The 23,094-nt window shown below is 60.3% G+C and carries 26 protein-coding genes; 14 read left to right on the top strand and 12 right to left on the bottom strand.

Annotated elements, in window-relative coordinates; all coding sequences use genetic code 11:
• Positions 1-7: 7 nt before the first annotated feature.
• From AACR93_RS22650 to cutA, 4 genes are all read right to left on the bottom strand, one after another.
• Entirely contained in the window at positions 8-421 is a 414-nt protein-coding gene (locus tag AACR93_RS22650; RefSeq protein ID WP_042029699.1) for a hypothetical protein, read from the bottom strand.
• Between the two features lie 79 nt (positions 422-500).
• Complete coding sequence (locus AACR93_RS22645) at positions 501-992, bottom strand: GNAT family N-acetyltransferase (protein WP_043849857.1); 492 nt, start codon at positions 990-992, stop codon at positions 501-503.
• Positions 982-2,766 (bottom strand): protein-disulfide reductase DsbD, encoded by a 1,785-nt coding sequence (locus AACR93_RS22640; RefSeq protein ID WP_043849856.1) that lies wholly within the window; start codon positions 2,764-2,766, stop codon positions 982-984. The genes AACR93_RS22645 and AACR93_RS22640 overlap by 11 nt, the downstream gene beginning before the upstream one ends.
• On the bottom strand, positions 2,763-3,080 hold the full coding sequence (cutA, locus tag AACR93_RS22635; RefSeq protein ID WP_042029703.1) for a divalent-cation tolerance protein CutA: 318 nt from the start codon (positions 3,078-3,080) through the stop codon (positions 2,763-2,765). The genes AACR93_RS22640 and cutA overlap by 4 nt, the downstream gene beginning before the upstream one ends.
• Before the next feature lie 218 nt (positions 3,081-3,298).
• On the opposite strand from cutA, the gene AACR93_RS22630 reads away from it, so the two are divergent.
• Positions 3,299-3,649: a hypothetical protein gene (locus tag AACR93_RS22630; protein ID WP_041210630.1), complete on the top strand. Its 351-nt coding sequence runs from the start codon at positions 3,299-3,301 to the stop codon at positions 3,647-3,649.
• Positions 3,650-3,755: 106 nt separating this feature from the next.
• Here the strand turns inward: AACR93_RS22630 and AACR93_RS22625 are convergent, their stop codons facing one another.
• Positions 3,756-4,205: a PACE efflux transporter gene (locus AACR93_RS22625; protein WP_043849855.1), complete on the bottom strand. Its 450-nt coding sequence runs from the start codon at positions 4,203-4,205 to the stop codon at positions 3,756-3,758.
• Between the two features lie 134 nt (positions 4,206-4,339).
• On the opposite strand from AACR93_RS22625, the gene AACR93_RS22620 reads away from it, so the two are divergent.
• Complete coding sequence (locus AACR93_RS22620) at positions 4,340-5,221, top strand: LysR family transcriptional regulator (protein WP_033112784.1); 882 nt, start codon at positions 4,340-4,342, stop codon at positions 5,219-5,221.
• A 6-nt stretch (positions 5,222-5,227) separates the two neighbouring features.
• Here the strand turns inward: AACR93_RS22620 and ygfZ are convergent, their stop codons facing one another.
• On the bottom strand, positions 5,228-6,136 hold the full coding sequence (gene ygfZ / locus AACR93_RS22615; RefSeq protein WP_043849854.1) for a tRNA-modifying protein YgfZ: 909 nt from the start codon (positions 6,134-6,136) through the stop codon (positions 5,228-5,230).
• 111 nt (positions 6,137-6,247) lie between these two features.
• Here ygfZ and AACR93_RS22610 point away from each other — a divergent pair, with 111 nt between their 5' ends.
• Both AACR93_RS22610 and AACR93_RS22605 read left to right on the top strand, forming a co-directional pair.
• Positions 6,248-6,517, top strand: a complete 270-nt coding sequence (locus tag AACR93_RS22610; RefSeq protein WP_033112786.1) for an FAD assembly factor SdhE — start codon at positions 6,248-6,250, stop codon at positions 6,515-6,517.
• 13 nt (positions 6,518-6,530) lie between these two features.
• Positions 6,531-6,914, top strand: a complete 384-nt coding sequence (locus AACR93_RS22605; RefSeq protein WP_442853465.1) for a protein YgfX — start codon at positions 6,531-6,533, stop codon at positions 6,912-6,914.
• A 123-nt stretch (positions 6,915-7,037) separates the two neighbouring features.
• Here the strand turns inward: AACR93_RS22605 and nadB are convergent, their stop codons facing one another.
• A complete protein-coding gene (nadB, locus tag AACR93_RS22600) occupies positions 7,038-8,645 on the bottom strand; it encodes an L-aspartate oxidase (protein WP_041210626.1) in 1,608 nt (535 codons plus the stop codon).
• 182 nt (positions 8,646-8,827) lie between these two features.
• Between nadB and rpoE the strand changes: the two genes are divergently transcribed.
• From rpoE to pdxJ, 10 genes are all read left to right on the top strand, one after another.
• Positions 8,828-9,409 (top strand): RNA polymerase sigma factor RpoE, encoded by a 582-nt coding sequence (gene rpoE / locus AACR93_RS22595; RefSeq protein ID WP_033112788.1) that lies wholly within the window; start codon positions 8,828-8,830, stop codon positions 9,407-9,409.
• Between the two features lie 22 nt (positions 9,410-9,431).
• Positions 9,432-10,034: an RseA family anti-sigma factor gene (locus AACR93_RS22590; protein WP_033112789.1), complete on the top strand. Its 603-nt coding sequence runs from the start codon at positions 9,432-9,434 to the stop codon at positions 10,032-10,034.
• Positions 10,035-10,055: 21 nt separating this feature from the next.
• Positions 10,056-11,036, top strand: a complete 981-nt coding sequence (locus tag AACR93_RS22585) for a MucB/RseB C-terminal domain-containing protein (protein ID WP_043849853.1) — start codon at positions 10,056-10,058, stop codon at positions 11,034-11,036.
• Between the two features lie 100 nt (positions 11,037-11,136).
• Entirely contained in the window at positions 11,137-11,598 is a 462-nt protein-coding gene (locus tag AACR93_RS22580) for a SoxR reducing system RseC family protein (protein ID WP_043849852.1), read from the top strand.
• Between the two features lie 117 nt (positions 11,599-11,715).
• The gene (gene lepA / locus AACR93_RS22575; protein ID WP_033112792.1) at positions 11,716-13,509 is read left to right on the top strand and encodes a translation elongation factor 4; all 1,794 of its coding nucleotides are present in this window, start codon (positions 11,716-11,718) and stop codon (positions 13,507-13,509) included.
• Between the two features lie 3 nt (positions 13,510-13,512).
• On the top strand, positions 13,513-14,436 hold the full coding sequence (gene lepB, locus AACR93_RS22570) for a signal peptidase I (protein ID WP_033112793.1): 924 nt from the start codon (positions 13,513-13,515) through the stop codon (positions 14,434-14,436).
• Positions 14,437-15,108, top strand: coding sequence for a ribonuclease III (gene rnc, locus AACR93_RS22565; RefSeq protein ID WP_033112794.1), 672 nt, complete (start codon positions 14,437-14,439; stop codon positions 15,106-15,108).
• Entirely contained in the window at positions 15,105-16,004 is a 900-nt protein-coding gene (gene era / locus AACR93_RS22560; protein WP_033112795.1) for a GTPase Era, read from the top strand. Before rnc ends, era begins: the two co-directional genes overlap by 4 nt.
• 158 nt (positions 16,005-16,162) lie before the next feature.
• A complete protein-coding gene (gene recO / locus AACR93_RS22555; protein WP_043849851.1) occupies positions 16,163-16,873 on the top strand; it encodes a DNA repair protein RecO in 711 nt (236 codons plus the stop codon).
• A gap of 84 nt (positions 16,874-16,957) precedes the next feature.
• Positions 16,958-17,695, top strand: a complete 738-nt coding sequence (gene pdxJ, locus AACR93_RS22550; protein ID WP_005340919.1) for a pyridoxine 5'-phosphate synthase — start codon at positions 16,958-16,960, stop codon at positions 17,693-17,695.
• Positions 17,696-17,792: 97 nt separating this feature from the next.
• Here pdxJ and AACR93_RS22545 read toward each other — a convergent pair whose 3' ends face one another.
• From AACR93_RS22545 to agaF, 5 genes are all read right to left on the bottom strand, one after another.
• Positions 17,793-19,037, bottom strand: coding sequence for a MalY/PatB family protein (locus tag AACR93_RS22545; protein ID WP_082044048.1), 1,245 nt, complete (start codon positions 19,035-19,037; stop codon positions 17,793-17,795).
• The gene (gene malX, locus AACR93_RS22540) at positions 19,024-20,493 is read right to left on the bottom strand and encodes a maltose/glucose-specific PTS transporter subunit IIBC (protein WP_231556890.1); all 1,470 of its coding nucleotides are present in this window, start codon (positions 20,491-20,493) and stop codon (positions 19,024-19,026) included. Before malX ends, AACR93_RS22545 begins: the two co-directional genes overlap by 14 nt.
• A gap of 104 nt (positions 20,494-20,597) precedes the next feature.
• On the bottom strand, positions 20,598-21,452 hold the full coding sequence (locus tag AACR93_RS22535; RefSeq protein WP_043849849.1) for a tagatose bisphosphate family class II aldolase: 855 nt from the start codon (positions 21,450-21,452) through the stop codon (positions 20,598-20,600).
• Complete coding sequence (gene nagA, locus AACR93_RS22530) at positions 21,443-22,642, bottom strand: N-acetylglucosamine-6-phosphate deacetylase (protein ID WP_043849848.1); 1,200 nt, start codon at positions 22,640-22,642, stop codon at positions 21,443-21,445. The genes AACR93_RS22535 and nagA overlap by 10 nt, the downstream gene beginning before the upstream one ends.
• A complete protein-coding gene (agaF, locus tag AACR93_RS22525) occupies positions 22,642-23,082 on the bottom strand; it encodes a PTS galactosamine/N-acetylgalactosamine transporter subunit IIA (RefSeq protein ID WP_043849847.1) in 441 nt (146 codons plus the stop codon). Before agaF ends, nagA begins: the two co-directional genes overlap by 1 nt.
• Between the last annotated feature and the right edge of the window lie 12 nt (positions 23,083-23,094).

Here is a 23,094-nt window from a genome sequence, read left to right as displayed (position 1 = left end):
CAGCCCTTTATTGCGCCGGTTCAGCCAGTCGCCACCCCTGTTCGCCCTTCATCATCCACACCTCTGCCTCTTGCGGCAGAACCTGACCCGCTTCGAACTCGCCATATTTGCGCTCGAGCTCCATCAGTCCCATCTCCTGCTGGAAGGGGCCGACACGGTCATAAATCAGATCTTCGTCGTGCAGCACCTGCAGCTGATCCAGTCCCTGCTTGAAGTGGAGCTGGTAGCTTACCTTGACCAGATAGACCCCTTCCATCCGCTCCTCCTTGCCAAGGATGGTGAAGTCGCTGATATCGAACAGGTTGGCATCCGTTTCGGCCAGCAACTTGGCGGTAACCTGCTGGCGGATAACATCTTCTCCGGGCCCTGCACTACAACCAAACAGCCAGAGGGCCAGCAGGGGGATGAACCACTTTTTCATCAAAACTCCGAACAGGTGCAAAAAGAGCAAAACGGGAGGGCAGATTGTGCCACGCGAACGGGCGGTGGCAAACCTCGGTTCACGGTTCCAGTGCGCGTTCCAGCACGATGGCCTCGGCCCGATAGCCGGCCAGCTCGCGACGATAGCACTCGGTGAACCCTCTGCGCTGCCAAAAAGAGAGTGCGGGTTCATTGCTGGCAATGACCGACAGGCGAAGTCGGGTGGCTCCCCATGAACGCGCCAGCGAGCAGGCGTGGCGATAGAGCGACTGACCACGACCAGCCCCTTGCCAGGGTTCCCCTACCAGCAACAGCCCCAGATAGGCGGTGGTCGGGTCGGGATAACCGCGCAGCAGATCCACCACCGCGGTCAGCTCCCCCTCTTCCCAGCGACCGATTAGATGCTTGGCAGAGAGCGGCAGGCCGGGTGGGCAGGCTACCAGCTCCTCTTCTGCGGCGTGTGTGGATAGGGGCTCATCGCTCACTGCCGCCTGATAGGCAGGGGCCAGTTCCAGCAGACGCTGCAAGGCCGGCGCATCGCTTGCCTGCAATCGGCGCAGCTCACTTGGCATGGCTGACCCTGTCGAGGTGATCGAGGAACTCCGCCGGCCCCATAAAGCCGGTGACCCGCTGGCCTGTCAGCTCCTTGCCCTCACGGTCGAAGAAGATGAGGGTCGGCAGCCCCAGCACATTGAGGGTGTTGAGCAGCTCGACATCGGCATCGTCGTTGGCGGTGACATCCGCCTGCAGCAGCACCATCTGGCCGAAACGCTCGCGCACTGCGGCGTCGCTGAAGGTCTTGTGTTCGAACTCCTTGCAGGCGACGCACCAGTCGGCATAGAGGTCGAGCAGCACCGGCTTGCCGCGGGCGGCAGCCAGCTGCACCTTGAGGTCAGCCAGGGTCTTGATGCGGACAAACTGCGGGGCACTCTGGTTTGTGCCCGTCGTGACCGCGCCGGTAGCGGGCGGTTGCAGCAGATCCTTGCCCACCACCACAGCGCTGATCATCGCCAGCAGCAGCACGAAGCCGCGCAGGCTCTTGGCCACCGAGTGGGGCTGGTGCTGGTTGTGGTGATAGAGGTAGCCGCATAGCAGCAGTCCCCAGCCAAGCCAGGCGAGGGTGGTGAGCTGATCACTCCAGAGCCGTGACAGCAGCAGGATCGGCACCGCCAGCAGGGTGAAGCCAAACAGCTGCTTGATCACATCCATCCAGGCGCCCGCCTTGGGCAGCAGCTTGCCGCCCGAGGTGCCGAGCAGCAGCAGCGGCAGCCCCATTCCGAGCGAGAGGGCATAGAGCGCCGCAGCGCCGAGCCAGAGATCGCCGCTCTGGGCCACGTAGATCAGCGCCCCCGAGAGCGGCGCCGTGGTGCAGGGAGAGCAGACCAGCCCGGAGATCATTCCCATGATGGCGACCCCGGCCACCGAGCCGCCCTGCTGGCGGTTGGAGAGGCCGGAGAGCCGGGTTTGCAAACTGCTCGGCAACTGCAGGGTGTAGAGCCCGAACATGGAGAGAGCGAGCAGCACGAACATCAGCGAGAGGCCGATCAGTACATAGGGGTGTTGCAGCGCAGCCTGGAACTTCAGCCCTGCCGAGGCGACCACCAGTCCGAGCAGGGTGTAGGTGACCGCCATCCCCTGCACATAGACAAAGGAGAGCAGGAAGGCGCGACCGGTGGAGAGGCGATGACCGGCACCGGCGATGATGCCGGTCAGAATGGGGTACATGGGGAAGACGCAAGGGGTAAAGGCGAGCCCCAGCCCCAGTGCGAAGAAGGCGGCGACACTGAGCCAGAAGCCCTGGCTGCCGAGGGCGGCGGCCAGCTGATCTTGTTGGCTGAGCGACGGATTGGCCGCCTGCGGGTTATCCGTGCCAGATACGACGAGCGGGGCAACCTCGATCAGCTTGTCGGTCGGCGGGTAGCAGAGACCATCGGTACAGCCCTGATAGGTGAGGCGCAGGGTGGCGTGCTCGCCCACCTCTCGCAGCGGCACGGCTATGGTCACTTGTTGGTAGTAGACCCGGGTCTTGCCGAAGAAGTCATCCTCATGCTCGCTCCCCTCCGGCAGCGCCGGGTCGCTGAAGCTGAGGTTGGTTCCCTTGAAGCGCAGGCTGTGGCGATAGAGGTAGTAGTCGTCAGCAATGTTGAGGGTCAGCAGCAGCTGATCACCCCGCTGTTCGCTCTCGAGGCGAAACGCCTCATCCACCTTGAGGAACATCGGTTTGGCGTTCGCCGCAAGGCCGAGGGAGCCGAGAATATCGGTGCCGCTGGCCCGGGCCGGCGCGAGTCCGGCCGTGGCCAGCGTCAGCAGCACCAGCAGGAGGGTGAACAGGTGACTGCGCATCATGGCGTCTCCTCCTTGAGCCAGTCGAGGTAGGCGGGCAGGCCGGCGCTCACCGGCAGCGCCAGCAGCTCGGGCACCTCATAGGGGTGATGGGCCAGAATGCACGCCTGCAGTTCGGCAAAGAGCGGCTGACGGGATTTGATGACGAGCTGGATCTCGGTCGCCCGCTCCACTTTGCCTTGCCAGCGGTAGACGGAGGTGACCCCCGGCAGCTGATTGATGCAGGCGGCCAGCTGGCGGTTCAGCAGCTGTTCGCAGAGGAGGTCGGCACTGGTTTGGTCGGGGCAGGTGCAGAGCACCACAATGGCATCGGTCATAACGGAGAAGTTCGCCTCGATGAATAAGCTGGCGGGACACCCTTTTGCTGCAGAAATATCCCGAAAATCAGCGGCTACTATACCCCAGAGCCGGAGCAAATAGCATCTGGCGCCATTTGTGAGCGAGCGCCGAAAATTAGTGGGGGGCATGAGATAGACGCTGTCTCGGGGACAGGGCAGAATGAGCGGGATTGTTCCCTATCGACGTAAGGAAATGTATGACCCAACAGAATGAGCAGCAGAGAAACCGCATGTTGAGCCTGCTGCGCGAAGGTGAGCGCCGCATGTTGGTTCAATTGGCCGGGCTGCTGCGCACGACCGCCGATGAAATCAATGCCGAGCTGGAGAAAGAGGAGTTGATGGGAACCCTTGAGCAGCCCATCACGGTGGAGTATCTCAACGGCGTGGTGCAGCACCATCTGTTCGAGCGCAAGCACAAGGGTGACATGGCCGTGGCCCAGCAGATCCTGAGCGACTACCAGAACGAACTGGAAGCCCTGCAGGCCGCCCAGGCCCAACAGGAGAGCGAAGAGGCCGAGAGCAGCGAAGCCGCCAAGGCTCAAGCCTGAACTCCTGCCGCTGACCGCCCGGTCAGCGCGTCCCGACCTCCTCTCCGGCACCATCATTACGTTTCATGATGGTGCCCTGTTTTTACCGTTTGTTGCCGGTCTCTCTTCAACCCAGTGCATTCTGCTGCAGGTGCGGCATCGACTCGCCCGGGATCGGGAATACCTTGTCGTAAACCCAGTTGTAGACGAAGGCGTAGACCAGATAGAAGGCAACGAAGCCCAGATCCAGCACCAGCGCCTCCAGCATGCTGACGTTGAGCCACCAGGCCATGGCCGGCAGGGCCACGGTCAGGAGACCCCCTTCGAAGCCGATGGCGTGCACCACCCGCTGCCAGACATTCTTGTAGGTGTGGCCCTGATATTTGAGCAGCAGCTTATCGACGCCGATGTTGTAGACGTAGTTCCAGAGGGTCGCCATCACCGAGAAGAAGAGCGCCAGCGGCCCCATGTGGCTGAGGTGAATGCCGGTCGCCCAGCTGGCCAGCGGGGCGGCAATGAACAGGCCAATCACTTCAAAGCCGATGGCTTGGCGGATGCGGTCGTTACGGGTACGCATAAATCACTCTCTTGAACAGTCACGTTGAAAACATGGGGGCAATCTATCGCTAAATTGCGATGGTTTCATGTTGGTATCTATCGCTAAAATAGATAGATGACAGACCTATCGGGGCTAAAAAGAGGAGCCGAAGGGTGAATCCATCGCTGGAACAACTGAAAATCTTGCTGGCCGCCGCCGAGAGCGGCTCCTTCTCCGCCGCTGCCCGCAAGCTGGGCAAGGCGCAGTCGGTGGTGAGCAGCGCCATCGCCAATCTGGAGATCGATCTGGGGCTGACCCTGTTTGACCGCAGCGGTCGTTATCCGCAGTTGACGGAGGCGGGGGCGCGCATGGTGCAGGAGGCGGGGATCCTGCTGGCCCAGAGCGAGCGGTTGCAGTCCATCGCCGGCGAACTGGCGGCCGGGGTAGAGTCACGCCTCACTCTGGCCATCGATGATGACTCTCACCTCCCCTGGCTCGGCACCCTGCTGGAGGAGTTTGCCACCCGCTATCCGACCGTGGAGCTGGAGCTGCTCTTCCCGCTGATGGAGGATGTGACCGAGATGCTGGTGACTGGCCGGGCCCAGCTCGGCATCAGTTATCAAAAGGTGCATCCACAGCGGGAGATCGTTGCCCGTTCGCTGGGGGAGGTGACCATGCCGCTGGTGGTGTCGCCGGATCATCCGCTTGCTCGCAAGCAGCCGTTGCGGGAGGTCGATCTGCAGGGGGCACGCCAGCTGATGGTGACCGGCAGACGGGAAGGGAGTGAGCGCCAGCGTTTTCGCATCTCGGCTCAGGTGTGGTGGGTCGAGGGGGATCTCGGGGTGCTGGAGCTGGTCAAGCGGGGCCTTGGCTGGTCCGCGATTCCGGAATTTCTGCTACATCAGCCGCTGAAGCGGGGCGAGGTGGTGGTGCTGGAGCCCGACTTTATCGCCAGCCATGCGCTGGCGCTGGAGCTGCAGTGGCATCGCGCCCGCCCGCTGGGGCAGGCGGGGCGCTGGCTGAAGGAGGCCCTGCTGGCGCGGGTGCCTCGCTAGCCGACTTTACTCGGTCAGTTCGTAGGGGAGGGGTTGCAGGGTGAGCTGGGAGCTCTCCTCCTGCTTGAGGCGAAAACGGGCGTCAGCCTCGGTGTCTTTCGGCAGTACGGCGGTGAGCCACACCTGACCCTGATGTTGCCAGGCGTTGAGCACCATGCCGCTGCGACGCCAGTTGTCACCGAGCTGGATCTCCAGGGTATCGCCCGCATTGACCGGCTCACTGGCACCGCCCGCCAGCAGGAACAGGGCGCGGTTGTTGGCGCCGCGATATTTGGCGCGAGCCACCGTCTCCTGCCCCATGTAGCAACCCTTGTTGAAGCAGATGCCATCGAGCGCCTGCAGGTTGAGCATCTGCGGGATGAATTCGCCCTGATGCACCGCCTCCATGTGCGGCAGGCCGGCCTTGATCTCGAGCCCCCACCAGAGGGATTCGTCACCCGCCGGCAGCGCATCGGCTTGCTCACTGCTTACCAGCAGCCAGCGATCCTGTTCGATCTTCACTGCCATGCCGCCAGCGATAAGGCCGCTCTGCTCCAGACCAAACTGCGCGGCGAGCCACGCATCTGTGCCCTTGCCTGCCAGACCGGTGGCGTGGCGTTCGTCGGCGGCAATCTCCACCTTGGAGAAGACGGCAAATTTTTTCAGCTCCGGCAGCTGGCGCTCCAGCACCGAAGGGGTAGTCAGCAGCAGCAGGCTCTCTTCAAGGCAGAGCAGGCGAAAATCGCTCCACAGCTTACCCTTGGGATCACAGTGACCACCCAGCGTGCTCTGCCCCGGTTGCAGGGCGTTGACGTCGCAGGTGACCTGACCTTGCAGATATTTGACGCGATCCTGACCACTCAGTCGGGTGATGGCTATCTTGGTCAGGGCGAAGCGGGTCGGCTCGGCAGGAAAAACAGGGGGTTGCAGGCTCACGATGGTATTCCAGAGAGAAAGTATGTGACCTGCATGGTAAAGACGTAACTAATGTTTGTCAGCCGGAAAATCCAGCTGGTACCATCCCCGGGTCTTTGTAAGGAGAGTTCCATGTTGAGCCCAGTTGAAAAATCCCGCCTGAAGTGGGCCTGCCGCCGTGGCATGCTCGAGCTGGATGTTGTTTTTATGCCCTTTTTCGAACACGAGTTCGACTCCCTGAGCGAAGCCGATCAGCAGACCTTTATCCGCCTGCTGGAGAGCGATGATCCGGACCTGTTCCGCTGGACCATGGGGCACGCTGTGCCGGCCGATCCCGCCTTCAGCGCCATGATCAAGATGATCCTGGAGCGCAATCAGGCCCGTCACGACCGTCAGGCCTGATGCCGTGGAGCGGGTGATCATCCCTGTTCACCCCTCCCGCCATCAGCGCTACTTGCTGGTGGCCCTCGCTCTGTTGCTGCTCTGGCCGGTCAGCGCCCTCGTAACCGGCGGGCAGTGGGCGCTGTTTGTTCCCGTCTGGTTGCTGGCGTTTGCCCTGAGCTGGTGGGCGTTGCCCCGTACTCCGTTCGAGCTGGAGTGGGATGGCCAGTGGCTGCGCTGGCAGAACGTATCCTATCGGCTCGGCAACAAGAGCCGCATTCTACCCGGCGTGCTGCGCCTTGAGCTGCATCCGGAGCAGGGGCGCCCTTGCATGTTCTGGCTTTTCGCCGATGCTCTCGCTCCCGATCACTACCGCCTGCTGGCCCGGGCAATCAACTTTCCCGCCGACCGGCGCTGAACGATTTCATCTATTCCCTAGTTACCTCTTTGCATGAGCAAGGAACTGAGCCGCGCTTTGTCCGGATTGCCCTAAAAAAATGACCCCGCCGAGGCGGGGTCATTGGTATGGCAGGAGCGGGGTTCAATCCCGCTCCGGGGTCAGTACGGTCGGTTTCGAGTCCGGCAGCATCTCCGGATAATCGAGGTTGTAGTGCAGGCCGCGCGACTCCTTGCGCTGCAGGGCGCAGTTGACGATAAGCTCGGCCACCTGCAACAGGTTGCGCAGCTCCAGCAGGTTGTTGGAAACCCGGAAATGGGCGTAGTACTCCTGCACCTCCTGCTTGAGCAGATCGATGCGGCGCTTGGCGCGGGCGAGGCGCTTGTTGGTGCGCACTATGCCCACGTAGTCCCACATCATCAGCCGCAGCTCGTGCCAGTTGTGCTGGATCACCACCAGTTCGTCAGAATCCTCCACCTGGCTCTCGTCCCAGGCAGGCAGGCGCGGCGGCTCGGCGCTCATCGGCAGCTTGGCCAGAATGTCGGCCCCCGCCTGATGGGCGTAGACCACACATTCCAGCAGGGAGTTGGAGGCCATCCGGTTGGCCCCGTGCAGACCGGTGTAGGTCACTTCGCCGATGGCGTAGAGGCCGGGGATGTCGGTCTGGCCGTTGTTGTCGATCATCACGCCGCCACAGGTGTAGTGGGCGGCCGGGACGATGGGCATCGCCTCCCTGGTGATGTCGATGCCGACCGCGAGGCAGCGCTCATAAATGGTCGGGAAGTGCTTGATGATGAAATCGGCCGGTTTGTGGCTGATGTCCAGATACATGCAATCCGCCCCGAGTCGCTTCATCTCGTGGTCGATGGCGCGGGCGACGATATCGCGCGGCGCCAGCTCGGCCCGCTCGTCAAACTCCGGCATAAAGCGGCTGCCGTCCGGGCGGCGCAGATAGGCCCCCTCGCCACGCAGCGCTTCGGTCAGCAGGAAGTTGGGATCGTCCGGGTGGAACAGGCTGGTGGGGTGGAACTGGTTGAACTCCAGATTCGCCACCCGGCAACCAGCGCGCCACGCCATGGCGATGCCATCGCCAGAGCTCACATCGGGGTTGGAGGTGTACTGGTAGACCTTGGAGGCGCCGCCGGTGGCCAGTGCCACGAAGCGGGCGCGAACGACCTCGACCTGTTCGGCATTGCGGTTCCAGACATAGGCGCCCAGTACCTTGTTGCCTGGCAGACCGAGTTTGCGGGTGGTGATGAGGTCGACCGCGTTGAAGCGCTCCATCAGCTGGATGTTGGGGTGAGCGCGCACCTGATCAATCAGGGTGAGTTGCACCGCCTTGCCGGTGGCATCCGCCGCGTGGAAGATGCGGCGATGGCTGTGGCCCCCTTCGCGGGTCAGGTGGTACTGGGATTCGCCGTCGGCGTTCTCCTCCTGATCGAAGGGAACCCCCTGCTGGATGAGCCACTGGATGGACTCGCGGGCGTGGCGGGCGGTGAACTCGACCACGGCAGGGTCACACAACCCGGCCCCGGCGTTGAGCGTGTCGCTCACGTGGGATTCGATGCTGTCGGTCTCGTCGAACACGGCAGCGATGCCTCCTTGCGCATAGAAAGTGGCCCCTTCACTGATGGGCCCCTTGCTCAGAACCAGGACTTTGGCCTGGTCTGCCAATCGCAATGCGAGAGTCAGACCAGCGGCACCGCTGCCAATGATCAGTACGTCGCAAAGGTATTCAACACTTGCTTTCATAAGTATCATTGGCCTGGATTAAGAACTGGCACCATGGTAGCCCAAGCGGGGGCGAGGATGCAGCCTGCATCACATTTTTTTAAACAGATTCGAACTTTCTCTGATTCTCCCTGTCTGAACTTGTGCGCTTAGGAAGGGCCGGAAAAGAAGAACGATAACCTGATGGGGGTTTTACGGCTCTGATGAGCGACCAGAATCTACTGGACGAACAGCTGGTTGAACGGGTCCAGCGCGGCGACAAAGCAGCTTTCAACCTGTTGGTAAAAAAATACCAGCATAAGGTGGTCAACCTGATTGCCCGGTATGTCAACAACCCCGGCGACGTGCCCGATGTGGCGCAAGAGGCGTTTATCAAAGCCTACCGGGCATTGCCGACATTCCGTGGCGAGAGTGCTTTTTACACCTGGTTGTACCGAATTGCCGTGAATACGGCGAAGAACTATCTGACCTCCCAGGGGCGCAGGCCCCCGAGCAGTGATGTGGAGGCTGACGAAGCGGAGTCTTATGGCGGCGGTGAAGCCTTGCAAGAGGTCTCAACCCCGGAAAACCTGGCGCTGACTGACGAGATCAAACGCACCGTGTTTTCAGCCATTGAGGCATTGCCGGAAGACCTGAGGACAGCGATCACCCTTCGCGAACTGGAAGGGCTGAGCTATGAAGAGATTGCCGAAATCATGGATTGCCCAGTGGGTACGGTCAGATCCCGTATCTTCCGGGCGAGGGAAGCAATCGACAAAAAGCTGCAACCTCTGATCGAGAATTAACTGGGGAAAGACGGGTTAACTTATGGCAAACAAAGAGCAAATCTCTGCCCTGATGGATGGTGAGCTGAGTGACGCAGAGGTACTGAACGAGCTGGAGATGGACTCCGGCTTGCAAGATACCTGGGGTCGTTACCACCTGATTGGCGATGCCATGCGGGGTGACCTGCCGGTCAATCTGCAACTGGATCTCAGTGACAGCATCATGGCTGCGCTGGAGGATGAGCCGACCATACTGGCACCCAAGCCGGTCGAGGCCGCTCCGGTGGCGCAACCGGTCGTTGCACCGGTCAAGACAGATTCGAATGTGGTGCCCCTGTTTCGTCGGGTTGGCCAGCAGCTTGGGCAATATGCCATTGCTGCGTCTGTGGCCGCCGCCGTCATCTTCGGGGTGCAGCAGTATCAGGGTCAGGACGGCGTGCCGAACAACCCTGTGCTCAATACCATTCCCATCGGTGGTAGTGCTGCGCCAGTGAGCGTCCACTATCCGCAAGAGGGCAACCGCGTTCGGCCGCAACAGGGAATGACCGAACAGCAGATGCAGGAGCAGCGCGAACGCATCAACGCCTTCCTGCGTGATCACCAGTTACAGCAGCGCCTGTTGCAAGACAGACAGATCCAACAATAACGAGTTGTCAGGGATACAAACGTGCGCCAGTCCAGCCGTATTTTGCTGGCCTCTCTCCTGCTAATCAGTGCCAAGGCCTCGGCCGACGACAAGTCGGCCGAGGCCTTGTTGCAGCAGATGCAGAGTGCCGTGCATCAACAGAATTTCGAGTTGTCCATGGTCAAGGCCCGTCAGGGGCGTCTTGAACCGATCCGCATCAGCCACGCCGTGATCAATGGCAAAGAAGTGGCTCATCTCAGCTACCTCGACGGCAAGGCGATCGAGTATCTGCAGCGCGAGAATGAATACACCTTCTTTGAAAACAGCCATGACCCCTACACCCTGAAGGATGCCCGCTTCCCGGGTATCTGGTCGAGTCTGGTCAGCATGCCGCTCTCCCGGGTATTGCAGAGCTATGATCCCGTGCTGGCCGGCCGCAGCCGCGTCGCGGGTGTGGTCGCTCAGGTGGTGAGGTTGGTGCCCAAGGAGGCCGACAAGTACGGCTTCATGCTCTGGGTTGACGAGCAGAGCCATCTGCTGCTGCGTGTCGATATGGTGGAGCGGGAAGGCAATCTGGTCGAGCAGCTGCTGGGGGTGGATCTGGAGCTGCAGAACAAGCCTGCCCCCTGGCTGGTGACCCTGGCCAACAGCAAGTTGCCCCCGGCGCTGGCGCTGGAAGATGCCTATCCGGCACCGCAGCAGCAGCTGAACTGGCAGGTGACCTGGCTGCCCGATGGCTTCAAGGTGTTGTCGCAGGACAGGCACCAGTTGGTGACCACCAGTATGCCGGTGGATTACATGATGCTCTCTGACGGGCTGGTGGATCTCTCGATCTACGTCTCCCGGGTCGATCCCAAGCAGGCGGTGCGCCAGCAGCTGATCCGCCAGGGCGCCACCTCGCTGGTTAGCTTCGTCAACGAGGTGGGCGTCGAGATCACCGTGGTCGGGGAAGTGCCTGCCGAGACCGCCAAACGGATTGCCGAGTCGGTGCAGCCGCTGGCTCGCAACGAGGCCGTGCAGTGAGTCCATGCTCTGGGCTCACAGTGGTGCTCTGCTTGCCGTTGGTTGTGAGTCGTGTTCAGATCCTGCCATTGCATGAGCACGAGGTGTTGCCGTGAACGAGATGAGTGAAGAGCTGGCGACCGTGGTTGCCATCGAAGGAGATCATGCCTGGGTGGAGTGTGAACGGCGCTCTGCCTGCAACGGCTGCCAGCAGCAATCCGGTTGCGGTACCGGCACCGTGGCCAAGGCGTTTCCCCTGAAAGCTCCCCGATTGCGGGTTCGCCTTACCGCCGAGGTGAACGTTGGCCAGCAGATTCGGCTTGGCATCCCGCAGGAGAGCCTGCTGCGCGGCGCCGCGCTGGTCTATGTGCTGCCGCTGTTCTGCCTGCTGGCGAGTGCTCTGCTGGGGCAACTCTGGCTGGCACCGCTGCTTTCGGGGGGGGAGGGGATTACCATTCTGGCCTCTTTGCTGGGGGGCTCTGGCGGCTTTTTACTGGTTCGTTACTTTTCCGGCCGGCTCGATGAGGGGCGTTATGGCCCCCGCATGCTCGGCGTTGTAGTTCCCGTCCGTACCCTCTCCTGACTGAACAGGCGCTATTTCACTGGCGTTGGCGACTAAAGAATGGCCGTCAGCCGGGTTATCCAGTAAAATCGCGCCTCCATAACCGACCTTAAACCAATTTTGAGTGACTCTTGCTCGATGAAACACATTCGTAACTTTTCGATTATTGCGCACATCGACCACGGTAAATCGACCCTGTCGGACCGTCTGATCCAGACTTGCGGTGGCTTGTCCGACCGCGAGATGCAGGCTCAGGTGCTTGACTCCATGGATCTGGAGCGCGAGCGCGGCATTACCATCAAGGCGCAGAGTGTGACCCTGAACTACCAGGCACAAGACGGTAACACCTACCAGCTGAACTTTATCGACACCCCGGGCCACGTGGATTTCTCCTACGAGGTCTCCCGCTCTTTGGCGGCCTGTGAAGGGGCGCTGCTGGTGGTAGATGCCGGCCAGGGGGTTGAGGCACAGACTCTGGCCAACTGCTACACCGCCATGGAGATGGATCTGGAAGTGGTGCCGGTACTGAACAAGATCGACCTGCCGGCCGCAGAACCCGAGCGGGTTGCCGAGGAGATCGAAGACATCGTCGGTATCGACGCGGTCGATGCGGTGCGCTGCTCCGCCAAGACCGGCCTCGGTGTCGATCTGGTACTGGAAGAGATCGTGGCCAAGATCCCGGCGCCGGAAGGTGATCCGGACGCGCCGCTGCAGGCGCTGATCATCGACTCCTGGTTCGACTCCTATCTGGGCGTCGTCTCTCTGGTGCGGATCAAGAACGGTTCCCTGAAGAAGAACGACAAGATCAAGGTGATGAGCACCGGTCAGGTGTGGGGTGTCGATCGTATCGGTATCTTCACGCCCAAGCAGGTGGACACCGACGGGCTGGGTTGCGGCGAGGTAGGTTGGGTTGTCTGCGGTATCAAGGACATCCACGGCGCGCCGGTGGGCGATACCCTGACCCAGGCCAAGAACGGTGCCGACAAGGCGCTGGCCGGTTTCAAGAAGGTGAAGCCGCAGGTTTATGCGGGTCTGTTCCCCATCTCCAGCGATGACTACGAGTCGTTCCGTGACGCCCTCGACAAGCTCTCCCTGAACGATGCCTCTCTGTTCTTCGAACCGGAGAGCTCTACGGCACTGGGCTTCGGCTTCCGTTGCGGCTTCCTCGGTATGTTGCACATGGAGATCATTCAGGAGCGTCTGGAGCGTGAATACGATCTGGATCTGATCACCACAGCACCGACCGTAGTGTACGAGATCGAGCTGACCGACGGTTCCACCATCCACATCGACAGCCCGGCCCAGATGCCTGCCATCACCAGTATCAAGGAGATGCGCGAGCCGATCGCCGAGTGTCACATTCTGCTGCCGCAGGAGTACATGGGCAACGTGATCACCCTCTGTATCGAGAAGCGTGGCGTGCAGACCAACATGGTCTATCACGGCAAGCAGGTGGCGCTGACCTATGAAATCCCGATGGCGGAAGTGGTGCTCGACTTCTTCGACCGCCTGAAGTCAACCAGCCGCGGCTACGCCTCGCTGGACTACGGCTTCAAGCGTTTCGAAACCTCCGACATGGTGCGTCTGGACATTATGATCAACGGTGAGCGCGTCGACGCGCTGGCCATCATCACCCACAAGGACAACGCCCAGTATCGCGGTCGTCAGGTGGTGGAGAAGATGCGCGAGCTGATCCCGCGTCAGATGTTTGATATCGCGATTCAGGCGGCCATTGGCAACCAGATCATCGCTCGCAGCACCGTCAAGGCACTGCGCAAGGACGTAACCGCCAAGTGTTACGGTGGTGACGTGAGTCGTAAGAAGAAGCTGCTGAACAAGCAGAAAGAAGGTAAGAAGCGGATGAAGTCCCTCGGCCGTGTCGACGTGCCGCAGGAAGCCTTCCTCGCGATTCTCCACGTCGGAAAGGATTAATAGATGGCAAGCACGTTTTCCCTGATCCTGGTGGTGGTCTGCGCGATCACCGGTGTTATCTGGTGTCTGGACAAGATGATCTGGTCCAAACAGCGAGCCGCCAAAATTGCCGTGGCCCGTGCCCATGGCGGCGCTCATCTGGATGACAAAACCCTGGCCAAGGTGGCCCCCGTTCCGGTCTGGATTGAGCAGACCGCCGGGGTCTTCCCGGTCATCACCTTTGTGCTGATCCTGCGTTCGTTCATCTTTGAACCGTTCCAGATCCCGTCAGGCTCCATGATGCCCACTCTGCTGGTGGGCGATTTCATCCTGGTGGAGAAGTTTGCCTATGGTCTGCGGGACCCGGTGACCAACACCAAGTTCCTCGAGACCGGTGAGCCCAAGCGTGGCGATGTGGTGGTGTTCAAATACCCGCTCGAACCGCGGGTGGACTACATCAAGCGGGTGGTCGGCATGCCGGGGGATCGGGTCATCTATCGCAACAAGGAGCTGATGATCCGGCCCAAGTGCGAGGAGCAGGAGGGGAAAACGTGCCCGGGCTTCCAGAAGCTCGATGTCAAGTTTGAACAAAGAGGCGAATTTACCCAGATGGGGATCCCCCTTGACCGCTATACCGAGCAGCTGGGCGATGTCTCCCACGAGACCCTGCGCAACCCGCTGATGCCCGATATGGTTGGCCGTTACTATCGTCAACCCGGCACCTATCCTGATGAGTGGGTAGTACCGGAAGGGCAATATTTCGTGATGGGCGACAACCGTGACAACAGTACCGACAGCCGTTTCTGGGGCTTTGTGCCCGAGCAGAATCTGGTCGGCAAGGCGGTCGCTATCTGGATAAGTTTTGAATTCGAGCGCGAAGAGGGCTCCCTGCTGCCAAGCTGGGTACCGACAGGGGTGCGCTTCAACCGCATTGGCGGAATCAAGTAAATGAATATCAAGATGAACAGACTGCAGTCCCGTCTCGGACACGTCTTTCAGGATCTGGAACTGCTGACCCGGGCGCTGACTCACCGCAGCGCCGGCTCCCGTCACAACGAGCGACTGGAGTTTTTGGGTGACTCGATTTTGAGTCTGGTGATTGCCGACGATCTCTTCCACCGCTTCCCGCAAGCGGCGGAAGGGGATCTCAGCCGGATGCGCGCCACTCTGGTGCGCGAGAAGACCCTGGCCGAGCTGGGCCGCGAGTTTGACCTCGGGGATCACCTGATCCTGGGGCCGGGCGAGTTGAAAAGCGGCGGTTTTCGCCGTGAATCTATCTTGGCCGACACGGTCGAGGCGGTGATTGGTGCCGTCTATCTGGACAGTGATCTCGAGACCGTACGCACTCTGCTGCTGGGCTGGTACACCAGCCGTCTGGAGGAGATCAAACCGGGCATCGAGCAGAAGGATCCCAAGACCCGTCTGCAAGAAATTCTGCAGGGAAGCCGCAAATCCCTGCCGACCTATACAGTGACCAACGTCAAGGGCGAAGCCCACAACCAGGAGTTCACCGTCCAGTGTGACGTGGAAGGTCTGGATGGTCCGATCAAAGGGGTCGGCACCAGCCGCCGCAAGGCCGAACAGGCCGCGGCGCAGCAAGCATTGGAAAAACTGTCATGACAGATACAACCTACTGCGGCTTTGTCGCCATCGTGGGCCGCCCCAACGTGGGCAAGTCCACCCTGCTCAACAAGCTGCTTGGCCAGAAGGTCAGCATCACCTCGAAAAAACCCCAGACCACCCGTCACCGGATCCTGGGGATCGACACCGAGGATAACTACCAGACCATCTATGTCGATACCCCGGGTCTGCACATTGAAGAGAAACGGGCCATCAACCGCCTGATGAACCGCGCCGCCACCAGTTCGCTGGGGGACGTGGCCATGGTGGTATTCATGGTGGACGGCACTCACTGGACCAAAGATGACGAGATGGTGCTGGGCAAGTTGCGCAATCTCAAGTGCCCCGTGGTGCTGGCGGTCAACAAGATCGACAACGTCAAGGAGAAGGAGGAGCTGCTTCCCCACCTCGAGTGGCTGGGCCAGCAGATGAACTTCGCCCATATCCTGCCCATCAGTGCCCAGAAGGGTACCAACGTGGAGAAGATCCGCGAGTGGGCCAAGCCGTTGCTGCCGGAAAACGTCCACTTCTTCCCGGAAGATTACGTGACCGATCGCTCCTCCCGTTTCATGGCCTCCGAGATCATCCGCGAGAAGCTGATGCGCTTCACCGGTGAGGAGCTGCCCTACTCGGTGACGGTGGAGATCGAGCGCTTCAAGGTGGAAGAGAGCGGTATCTATCACATCCACGGCCTCATTCTGGTCGAGCGCGATGGCCAGAAGAAGATGGTCATCGGCAACAAGGGCGAGAAGATCAAGACCATCGGTACCGAAGCGCGCCTCGATATGGAACGGCTGTTCCAGAACAAGGTGCACCTCGAGCTGTGGGTCAAGGTCAAGTCAGGCTGGGCCGATGACGAGCGCGCCCTGCGTAGTCTTGGTTACGGCGATGATTAAGAACCTGTGCACGCGCTTACTGCGAGGCCATGATCAAGGCTCATGCGCTGCTCGGAATCCTCATGTATTCACATACACTCCGGTTCCTGCGCTGCTCTTTACCTTGCTGACGGCCTCTCGTGACAGTGCGTGGACAGGTTTTGAGAGGTAATGGCGGATTGCTGACCCCGGCTTTCGTCATCCATAGCCGGCCCTATCGTGAGACCAGCCAGCTGGTCGAGGTATTCACTCAGGATAGTGGCCGCTTTACCCTGGTGGCTCGCGGTTCTCGCGGGCCACGCTCCCCTCTCAAGGGGCTGCTGCAACCCTTTACCCTGCTCACCATCGCCTGGCGTGGCAAGGGGGATCTCAAGAACCTCACCCAGGTCGAATGCCCCGACCACTCTCTGCGTCTCGGTGGCGATCGCCTCTTCTACGGCCTCTATCTCAACGAGCTGGTCTACTACCTGCTGGAAGCGCACACCCCGTTCCCCGAGGTGTTCGATGCCTATGCCCGTGCCATCATGGCGCTGGCTGACGGCGAGACGCCGGAGCTGCCGCTGCGCCGCTTCGAGTTTCTGCTGCTGCAGGCGCTCGGCTATGCGGTCGATTTCGAATACACGGCGGACGACGAGTCGCCCATCGAACCGACCTTGCTCTATGGCTTTGAGCGTGAATTGGGCTTTGTTGCTTGCGAGCGGGCGCCGGATCCCCGTACCCTGTTTCTCGGTGCCCACCTGCTCGCCTTTTCCGAGGGACGTTTCGATACCCCTCCCTTGCTGCAGGCGGCCAAACGTTTCAGCCGATTGGCCTTGCAACCCTATCTGGGCAAGCGCCAGCTAAAGAGCCGGGAGCTGTTTTTAAAACGCAAAGCCAGCATCCAAGGCTGACACAGATTACAGACATACGGATATTGGCGCGGGGTGATTCGCTGACCGCGCAGTCAACAGATGAAGCCTTTCAAGGAGTTCTCAATGAGTGAAATCTATCTGGGTGTGAACATCGACCATATCGCCACCCTGCGCAACGCCCGTGGCACCCAGTATCCGGATCCGGTACAGGCCGCCTTCGTGGCCGAACAGGCCGGGGCCGATGGCATCACCGTGCATCTGCGAGAAGATCGCCGCCACATCACCGACCGCGATGTGGAGATCCTGCGCCAGACCATTCAGACCAGAATGAATTTGGAGATGGCGGTGACCGAAGAGATGATCGGCATCGCCTGCCGCATCAAGCCTCATTTCGTCTGTCTGGTGCCGGAGAAGCGCACCGAGGTGACCACCGAGGGCGGTTTGGATGTCGCCGGTCAGCTGGCCAAGGTGACTGATGCCGTTGCCCGTCTCTCCGCGGTGGGGGCGCAGGTTTCGCTCTTTATCGATGCCGATCCCATTCAGATCGATGCGGCCGCCGAGAGTGGTGCTCCCTTTATCGAGATCCACACCGGCCGTTACGCCGATGCCACCACAGATGCCGAACGCAACGCCGAGTTCAAGCGCATCGCCGCCGGTGCCTCCTATGCCGCTGGCAAGGGGCTCAAGGTCAATGCCGGCCACGGTCTGCACTACCACAACGTCAAGGCCATCGCCGCCATCCCCGAGCTCTATGAGCTCAACATCGGCCACGCCATTATCGGCCGCGCCGCCTTTGATGGTCTGGCCAAGGCGGTGAGCGATATGCGCCTACTGATGCAGGAAGCCCGTCAGGGGATCTGATGGTTCGGGCACTGGCAACGCACAGTGCCCATATGAAACAAAAGGGACGCCATGGCGTCCCTTTTGTTGTTTCTGCCGATGGGAATATCGACAGCCGTCAGACCTGCTGCTGTGCCCATCTTCCCAGACGCTGCAGCGCCTCACCGAGCAGCTGGCGGGAGGTGCCTATGTTGATCCGCACATACTCTTCGCCATCGCTGACGTAGTGGGAGCCATCTTCGATGATGACCCCCGCTTCGACTGCCCACCTGCGGGTCACCTCGCTTGCGCTCATTCCGCTCCCTTTGGTATTGACCCAGACCAGATAGGAGGCATCCATCGGCATGACTTGGAAGTCGGGCAGGTTCTCCCTGAAGTAGCGCGCCAGCAGGGTGTAGTTTTCTCTCAGATAGAGATTCAAGTCAGCCAGCCACTCATCGCACTCGTTATAGGCGGTGATAATTCCCCAGAGCCCGAATACGTTGGGAGAGGTGATGGAGTTCTGCTCAAGGCGAGCTCTGAACCGGCTTCTGATCTGCGGATTTGGAATGATGCTGTAGGAGGTTTTCAATCCGCCCAGATTGAATGCCTTGTTGGGCGAGCTCATCAGCATCATGTTGTTGCGGTAACGCTCCTCCAGTGCCAGAAAGGAGACGAACTCGCCATGGATGATGTGCTCGGCATGCACTTCATCGACCATCATCAACACCTGATGGCGCAGGCAGATGTCGGCAACGGCTTCCAGTTCGGCCTGACTCCAGATCCTGCCCGACGGGTTGTGGGGTGAGCAGAGAAAATAGATTTTGGGCTTGTGGCCAATGATCTGCTCCTCCAGCTTCGCCAGATCGATCCGGTATCGCCCTTTGCTCAGGGCTAACGGGTTGGCGACAACCTTGACCCCCTGCCTTTCGGCCGCCTTGGCAAAGGGATCATAGACAGGGGTGTTCATGATGATGCTGTCACCCGGCTGGCAGAATGCCTGCACCGTGTAGTGCAGGGTCGAGACGGTGCCATAGGAGAGGGTGATCCACTCCCGCTCCACTGTGACCTTGTGGTGGCGGGCCTGGAAGTTGATGACCGCTTCGTAGAAATCATCGATGCAGTGGGTGTAGCTGAAGGTGCCCCAGCTGATGATTTCGCTGAACTTGCGAGCCACAGCCGGCGGTGATTTGAAATCCATATCGGCAATCCACATGGGAATACTGTCGGTAGGAACGGGGCCAAAGCGGCTCTCGATCACTTTCATATCCCACTTGCGGCATTTGTCGCTGATGCGATCTGCCAGCTCGTCGAAACGGGAGGGTTGCAAGTCGGCAGAGGGGGTGGGGAGGCGCAGAGCCTCCCGATCTTTACAGGAGAGCATCGAGATTATCCTTCACGGTTTGAACCTGAGCGCCAATGATGACCTGCACGCTGTGCTCGTCGATCTTGACGACGGAGAGGGCGCCAGCCTGTTTCAGGATCTTCTCCTGCAGCTTGCCCATGTCGTGTACCACCAGTCTCAGCCGTGTGACGCAGTTGTCCAGGCTGACGATATTCTCCTTGCCACCGAGGGCACTCAGGATCACGGCCGGGTCGTGCTTCGCAATCTGGATATCATCGACCTCATCCCTGCCGGGGGTCTTGATGTCATATTTCTTGATGTACCAGTAGAAGACGGTGAAATAGATGGCAGACCAGATAAGGCCAATGGGAATTATCAGATACCACTTGGTTTGCCAGCCCTGCATGATGCCGAAAATAAGCAGGTCGAGTGCACTGCCATCGGTATTGCCGATGGTGACGCCACACATGGCCACCACAAAGAGCGCGGCGCCGGTCATAAAAACATGGAACAGATAGAGTACCGGTGCGACAAACAGAAACAGGAATTCGATGGGTTCGGAAATACCGGTCACGATAGAGACCAGTACCCCGGAGATAATCAGGCTCTTGATTCTGGTTCTATTGCCGGGCGTGGCTGCCATATACATGGCTAACGCAGCTGCAGGCAGACCGAATATAAAGGTCGGCATAAACCCTTGCGACAGGAAGGCGGTTGCTGCCGGGCTGATGGGGTCACCCGCTTTCAACTGGGCGAAGAAGATATTGAGAGCGCCGGAAATGGTTTCGCCATTGACCAGCTCGGTGCCGCCTGCCGGGGTGAAGCGCACCATGGCCAGCATGATGTGGTGCAGACCGAGCGGTTTGAGCAAGTTGATGGCCACCCCGTAGAGGAAGGCACCAAAAGAGCCGGCAGAGATGATCATGTTGCCGACCGCAGTAATGCCGAGCGCCACATAGTGCCAGAAGAGCGGCATGGCGAGACCTATCAGCGACATGACCAGCACAGTGATAATGGGCACGGAGCGCAGGCCGCTGAAGAACGAGAAGGCGTCGTGCAGTTTGAGGTTATAGAAACGGCGATGGATGAAGTAGGTCACGATCCCCGACACTATGCCACCCAGCACACCCATGGAGAGGGTCTGAACCCCCATCACCATGGCTTGCCCCGCCAGTTTGATATTTTCCGGCGAAGCCAGTTGATTGGTACTGGCGAGATAGAAGTTGATCCCGATATTCATCGCCATATAGCCGACGAAACCGGAATAGGCCGCGACACCCTTGTTCTTTTCGGTCAATCCCATCGGAATACCGATGGCAAACATGATGGGCAGATAGGTAAAGCCGAAGCTGCCTACGGTTGCCACCAGATTGAAGACGAGCTGGGTATATTCTCCACCAAGAAAAGGAAAATTATCTATGGTGGAGGGGCTGGTAATGGATGACCCCACCCCCAGCAGTAGTCCCATGAATGCCATCAGAGAGACGGGAAACATAAATGTTTTCCCCAAACTCTGGGCAAATTCCCATACCTTATTTCGCAAGGATGCGCGAGCCATCATTATTATCTCCCAGACCTGTTACCGTAATTTTATTGTTATCAAATCTTGTTATTACTCATGCACATACGGATTTTCGCCTCGACAACTTCCTCCATGGCGGCCATGGCGGGTACCAGATACTGGCGCGGGTCGCTGGCATCCGGATGAGAGCCAAGGAAGGCTTTCATTGCATCGGCGAAGGCTATCTTCAGTTCGGTCGCAACGTTGACCTTGCAGATCCCGAGTTCGATGCAGCGGCGCACATCGGCTTCCGGTACACCGGAGGCACCGTGCAGCACCAGCGGAATATCAACCTGCTCGCGAATGGCGGCGAGGCGGGCGAAGTCCAGACGGGGCTCCTCCTTGTAGAGGCCGTGTGCGGTACCGATGGCCACCGCCAGCGAGTCGATACCGGTACGGCGGACAAACTCGGCCGCCTTGAGCGGGTCGGTAAATTTGGCATGAGCGGCATCGACGATGAGGTCATCCTCCTGACCGCCCAGCTGACCCAGCTCCGCTTCGACGCTGGCGCCCATGCGGTGGCAGAAGGTCACCACGCTGCGCACCTTCTCGATGTTCTCTTCAAACGGAAAGTGCGAGGCATCGATCATGGCGGAGCGAATGCCCGCTTCGACCTTGTAGTGGATGTCTTGCTCGTCTTCGTGGTGATCCAGATGCAGCACCAGCGGGATGCGATATTCATGGGCGGCGGCCTGACAGATGGAGACCAGATACTCGACCCCTGCATGGCGATAGGTACCCGGGGTACCAGCCAGGATCACCGGAGAGCGCATGCGAGCGGCGGTGCGGGCCACCACCTGCACGGTTTCCAGGTTGTGGATGTTGAAAGCCGGTACGGCATAACCGCGGCGCTGGGCATCTTTGAGCATTTCATGGGAAGAGATCAGATACATAGTGACTCCTGAGCGTCCTGATTGACGCGAGATCCTGAGAAAAGGGAGGAGAGCTGGGTCGGGTTTATCTCCCGGCCAGCTACCCAGATGTGTTGTTGATTGAGTTCAGTGGTGAGGGCGAGCAGGTTGGCCTGTTTGCCAACCGCCAGCGAGCCGAGACGATTGGCAATACCGAGCATCTTTGCTGGTGCCAGCGAGGCCATTGCGATGGCTGCATCAAGCGGCACATCCGCCAGCTGCACCATGTTGCGTACGGAGCCAAGCAGGGTGAGGGTGCTGCCCGCCAGACCGCCGGTGTCGGTGCGTACCACGCCGTTTTTCATCTCGACCCGATAGTTGCCAAGCAGATAGTGACCGTCTGGCATACCGGCGGCGCGCATCGCATCGGTGACCAAGAGCAGGCGCTGGCCGGCGCAGCAGTGACAGAGCTTGAGCACGCTCGGGTGGAGATGATGGCCATCGGCGATCAGCTCCAGCCAGGCTGCGGGATGGACAAGACCCGCACCGACCATGCCGGGTTCGCGGTGGTGCAGGCCGCGCATGCCGTTGAAGCAGTGCACCAGCCCGGAGGCGCCCGCTGCCAGCGCCGCCATGGTGGTGTCGTGATCCGCCGCCGAGTGGCCCAGCATCACCCGCACGCCGTTTGCGGCAAGATGGTGAATGGCCGCGATGGCGTTGGGCTTTTCCGGTGCCAGCGCGACCACCTTCAGGCTGCCGCGCGCGAGCTGTTGCAGGTGGGTCAGTTCGGCAATATCCAGCTCCCGAAACAGCGCCTGATCGTGGGCGCCCTTGTTGTCCGGCGTGAAGTAGGGCCCTTCCAGATAGCAGCCGAGCAGCTCGGCGCCCGGCATGCCGCGGGCAACGCCATCGGCAATGCGGGCAAGGGCTTGCTCTATCTCGGGGAGTGGGGCGGTGACCGTGGTGGCAAGAAAAGCGCCGACCCCTTCTGCCGCCTTGGCCATCGACAAGGTAGCCAAGGCATTGTCCTCGCTATCCATGACATCGACACCGGCACCGCCGTGGACATGACCATCGATCAGCGCAGGCACCAGCAGCTCGACATCCCGCGCCGGCTTTCCATCCGTGATGGGAGCGATGGCGGTGATGATGCCCCCTTCATGGGTCAGCTCCTGATGTTCCAGCCAACCCTGTTCGGTCAGCAGGCGACGGGCACGGATCCGTGAGGCCATCAGATGCCCTCCTCGACGAGAGCGGCATCTGCCTGACGCTCTTTGCTCATCTCATCCGCCAGCGAGGTGAGACCCCGGTGGCCGCAATCAAGGGCCTGCTGGCGGAATTCACGGGCGCTGAGGTCATCGCGTTCCAGCGCCATCTCCAGCAGCAGTTGCAGGTTGGTACCGGTAATGACCTCCCGCTCTGGCTGGTGCAGTGAGAGGGTTGAGGCGACCCGAAACGGGGTGCCGCCGAGCAGGTCGGTCAGGAAGACCACGCCATCCCCCTTGTCGACCTCTGCCAGCGCCGCTTCGCACTGTGCCTGCAGCAGGGCGGTGGTGGAGCTCTCGGGAAAGTCGATGGCGATAACCGCGTCCTGTTCGCCGAGGATCTGCAGCATGGCGCGCTCCAGACCGCTGGCGAAACCGCCATGACCACAAATAATGATGCCCAACATAGTCTGTTCCTT

Source organism: Aeromonas sp. L_1B5_3, from assembly GCF_963866575.1.
In the GTDB taxonomy this organism is placed as follows: domain Bacteria; phylum Pseudomonadota; class Gammaproteobacteria; order Enterobacterales; family Aeromonadaceae; genus Aeromonas; species Aeromonas jandaei.
Note: the sequence above shows the minus strand (reverse complement) of the source record. Positions and strands in the feature narration are given on the sequence as shown.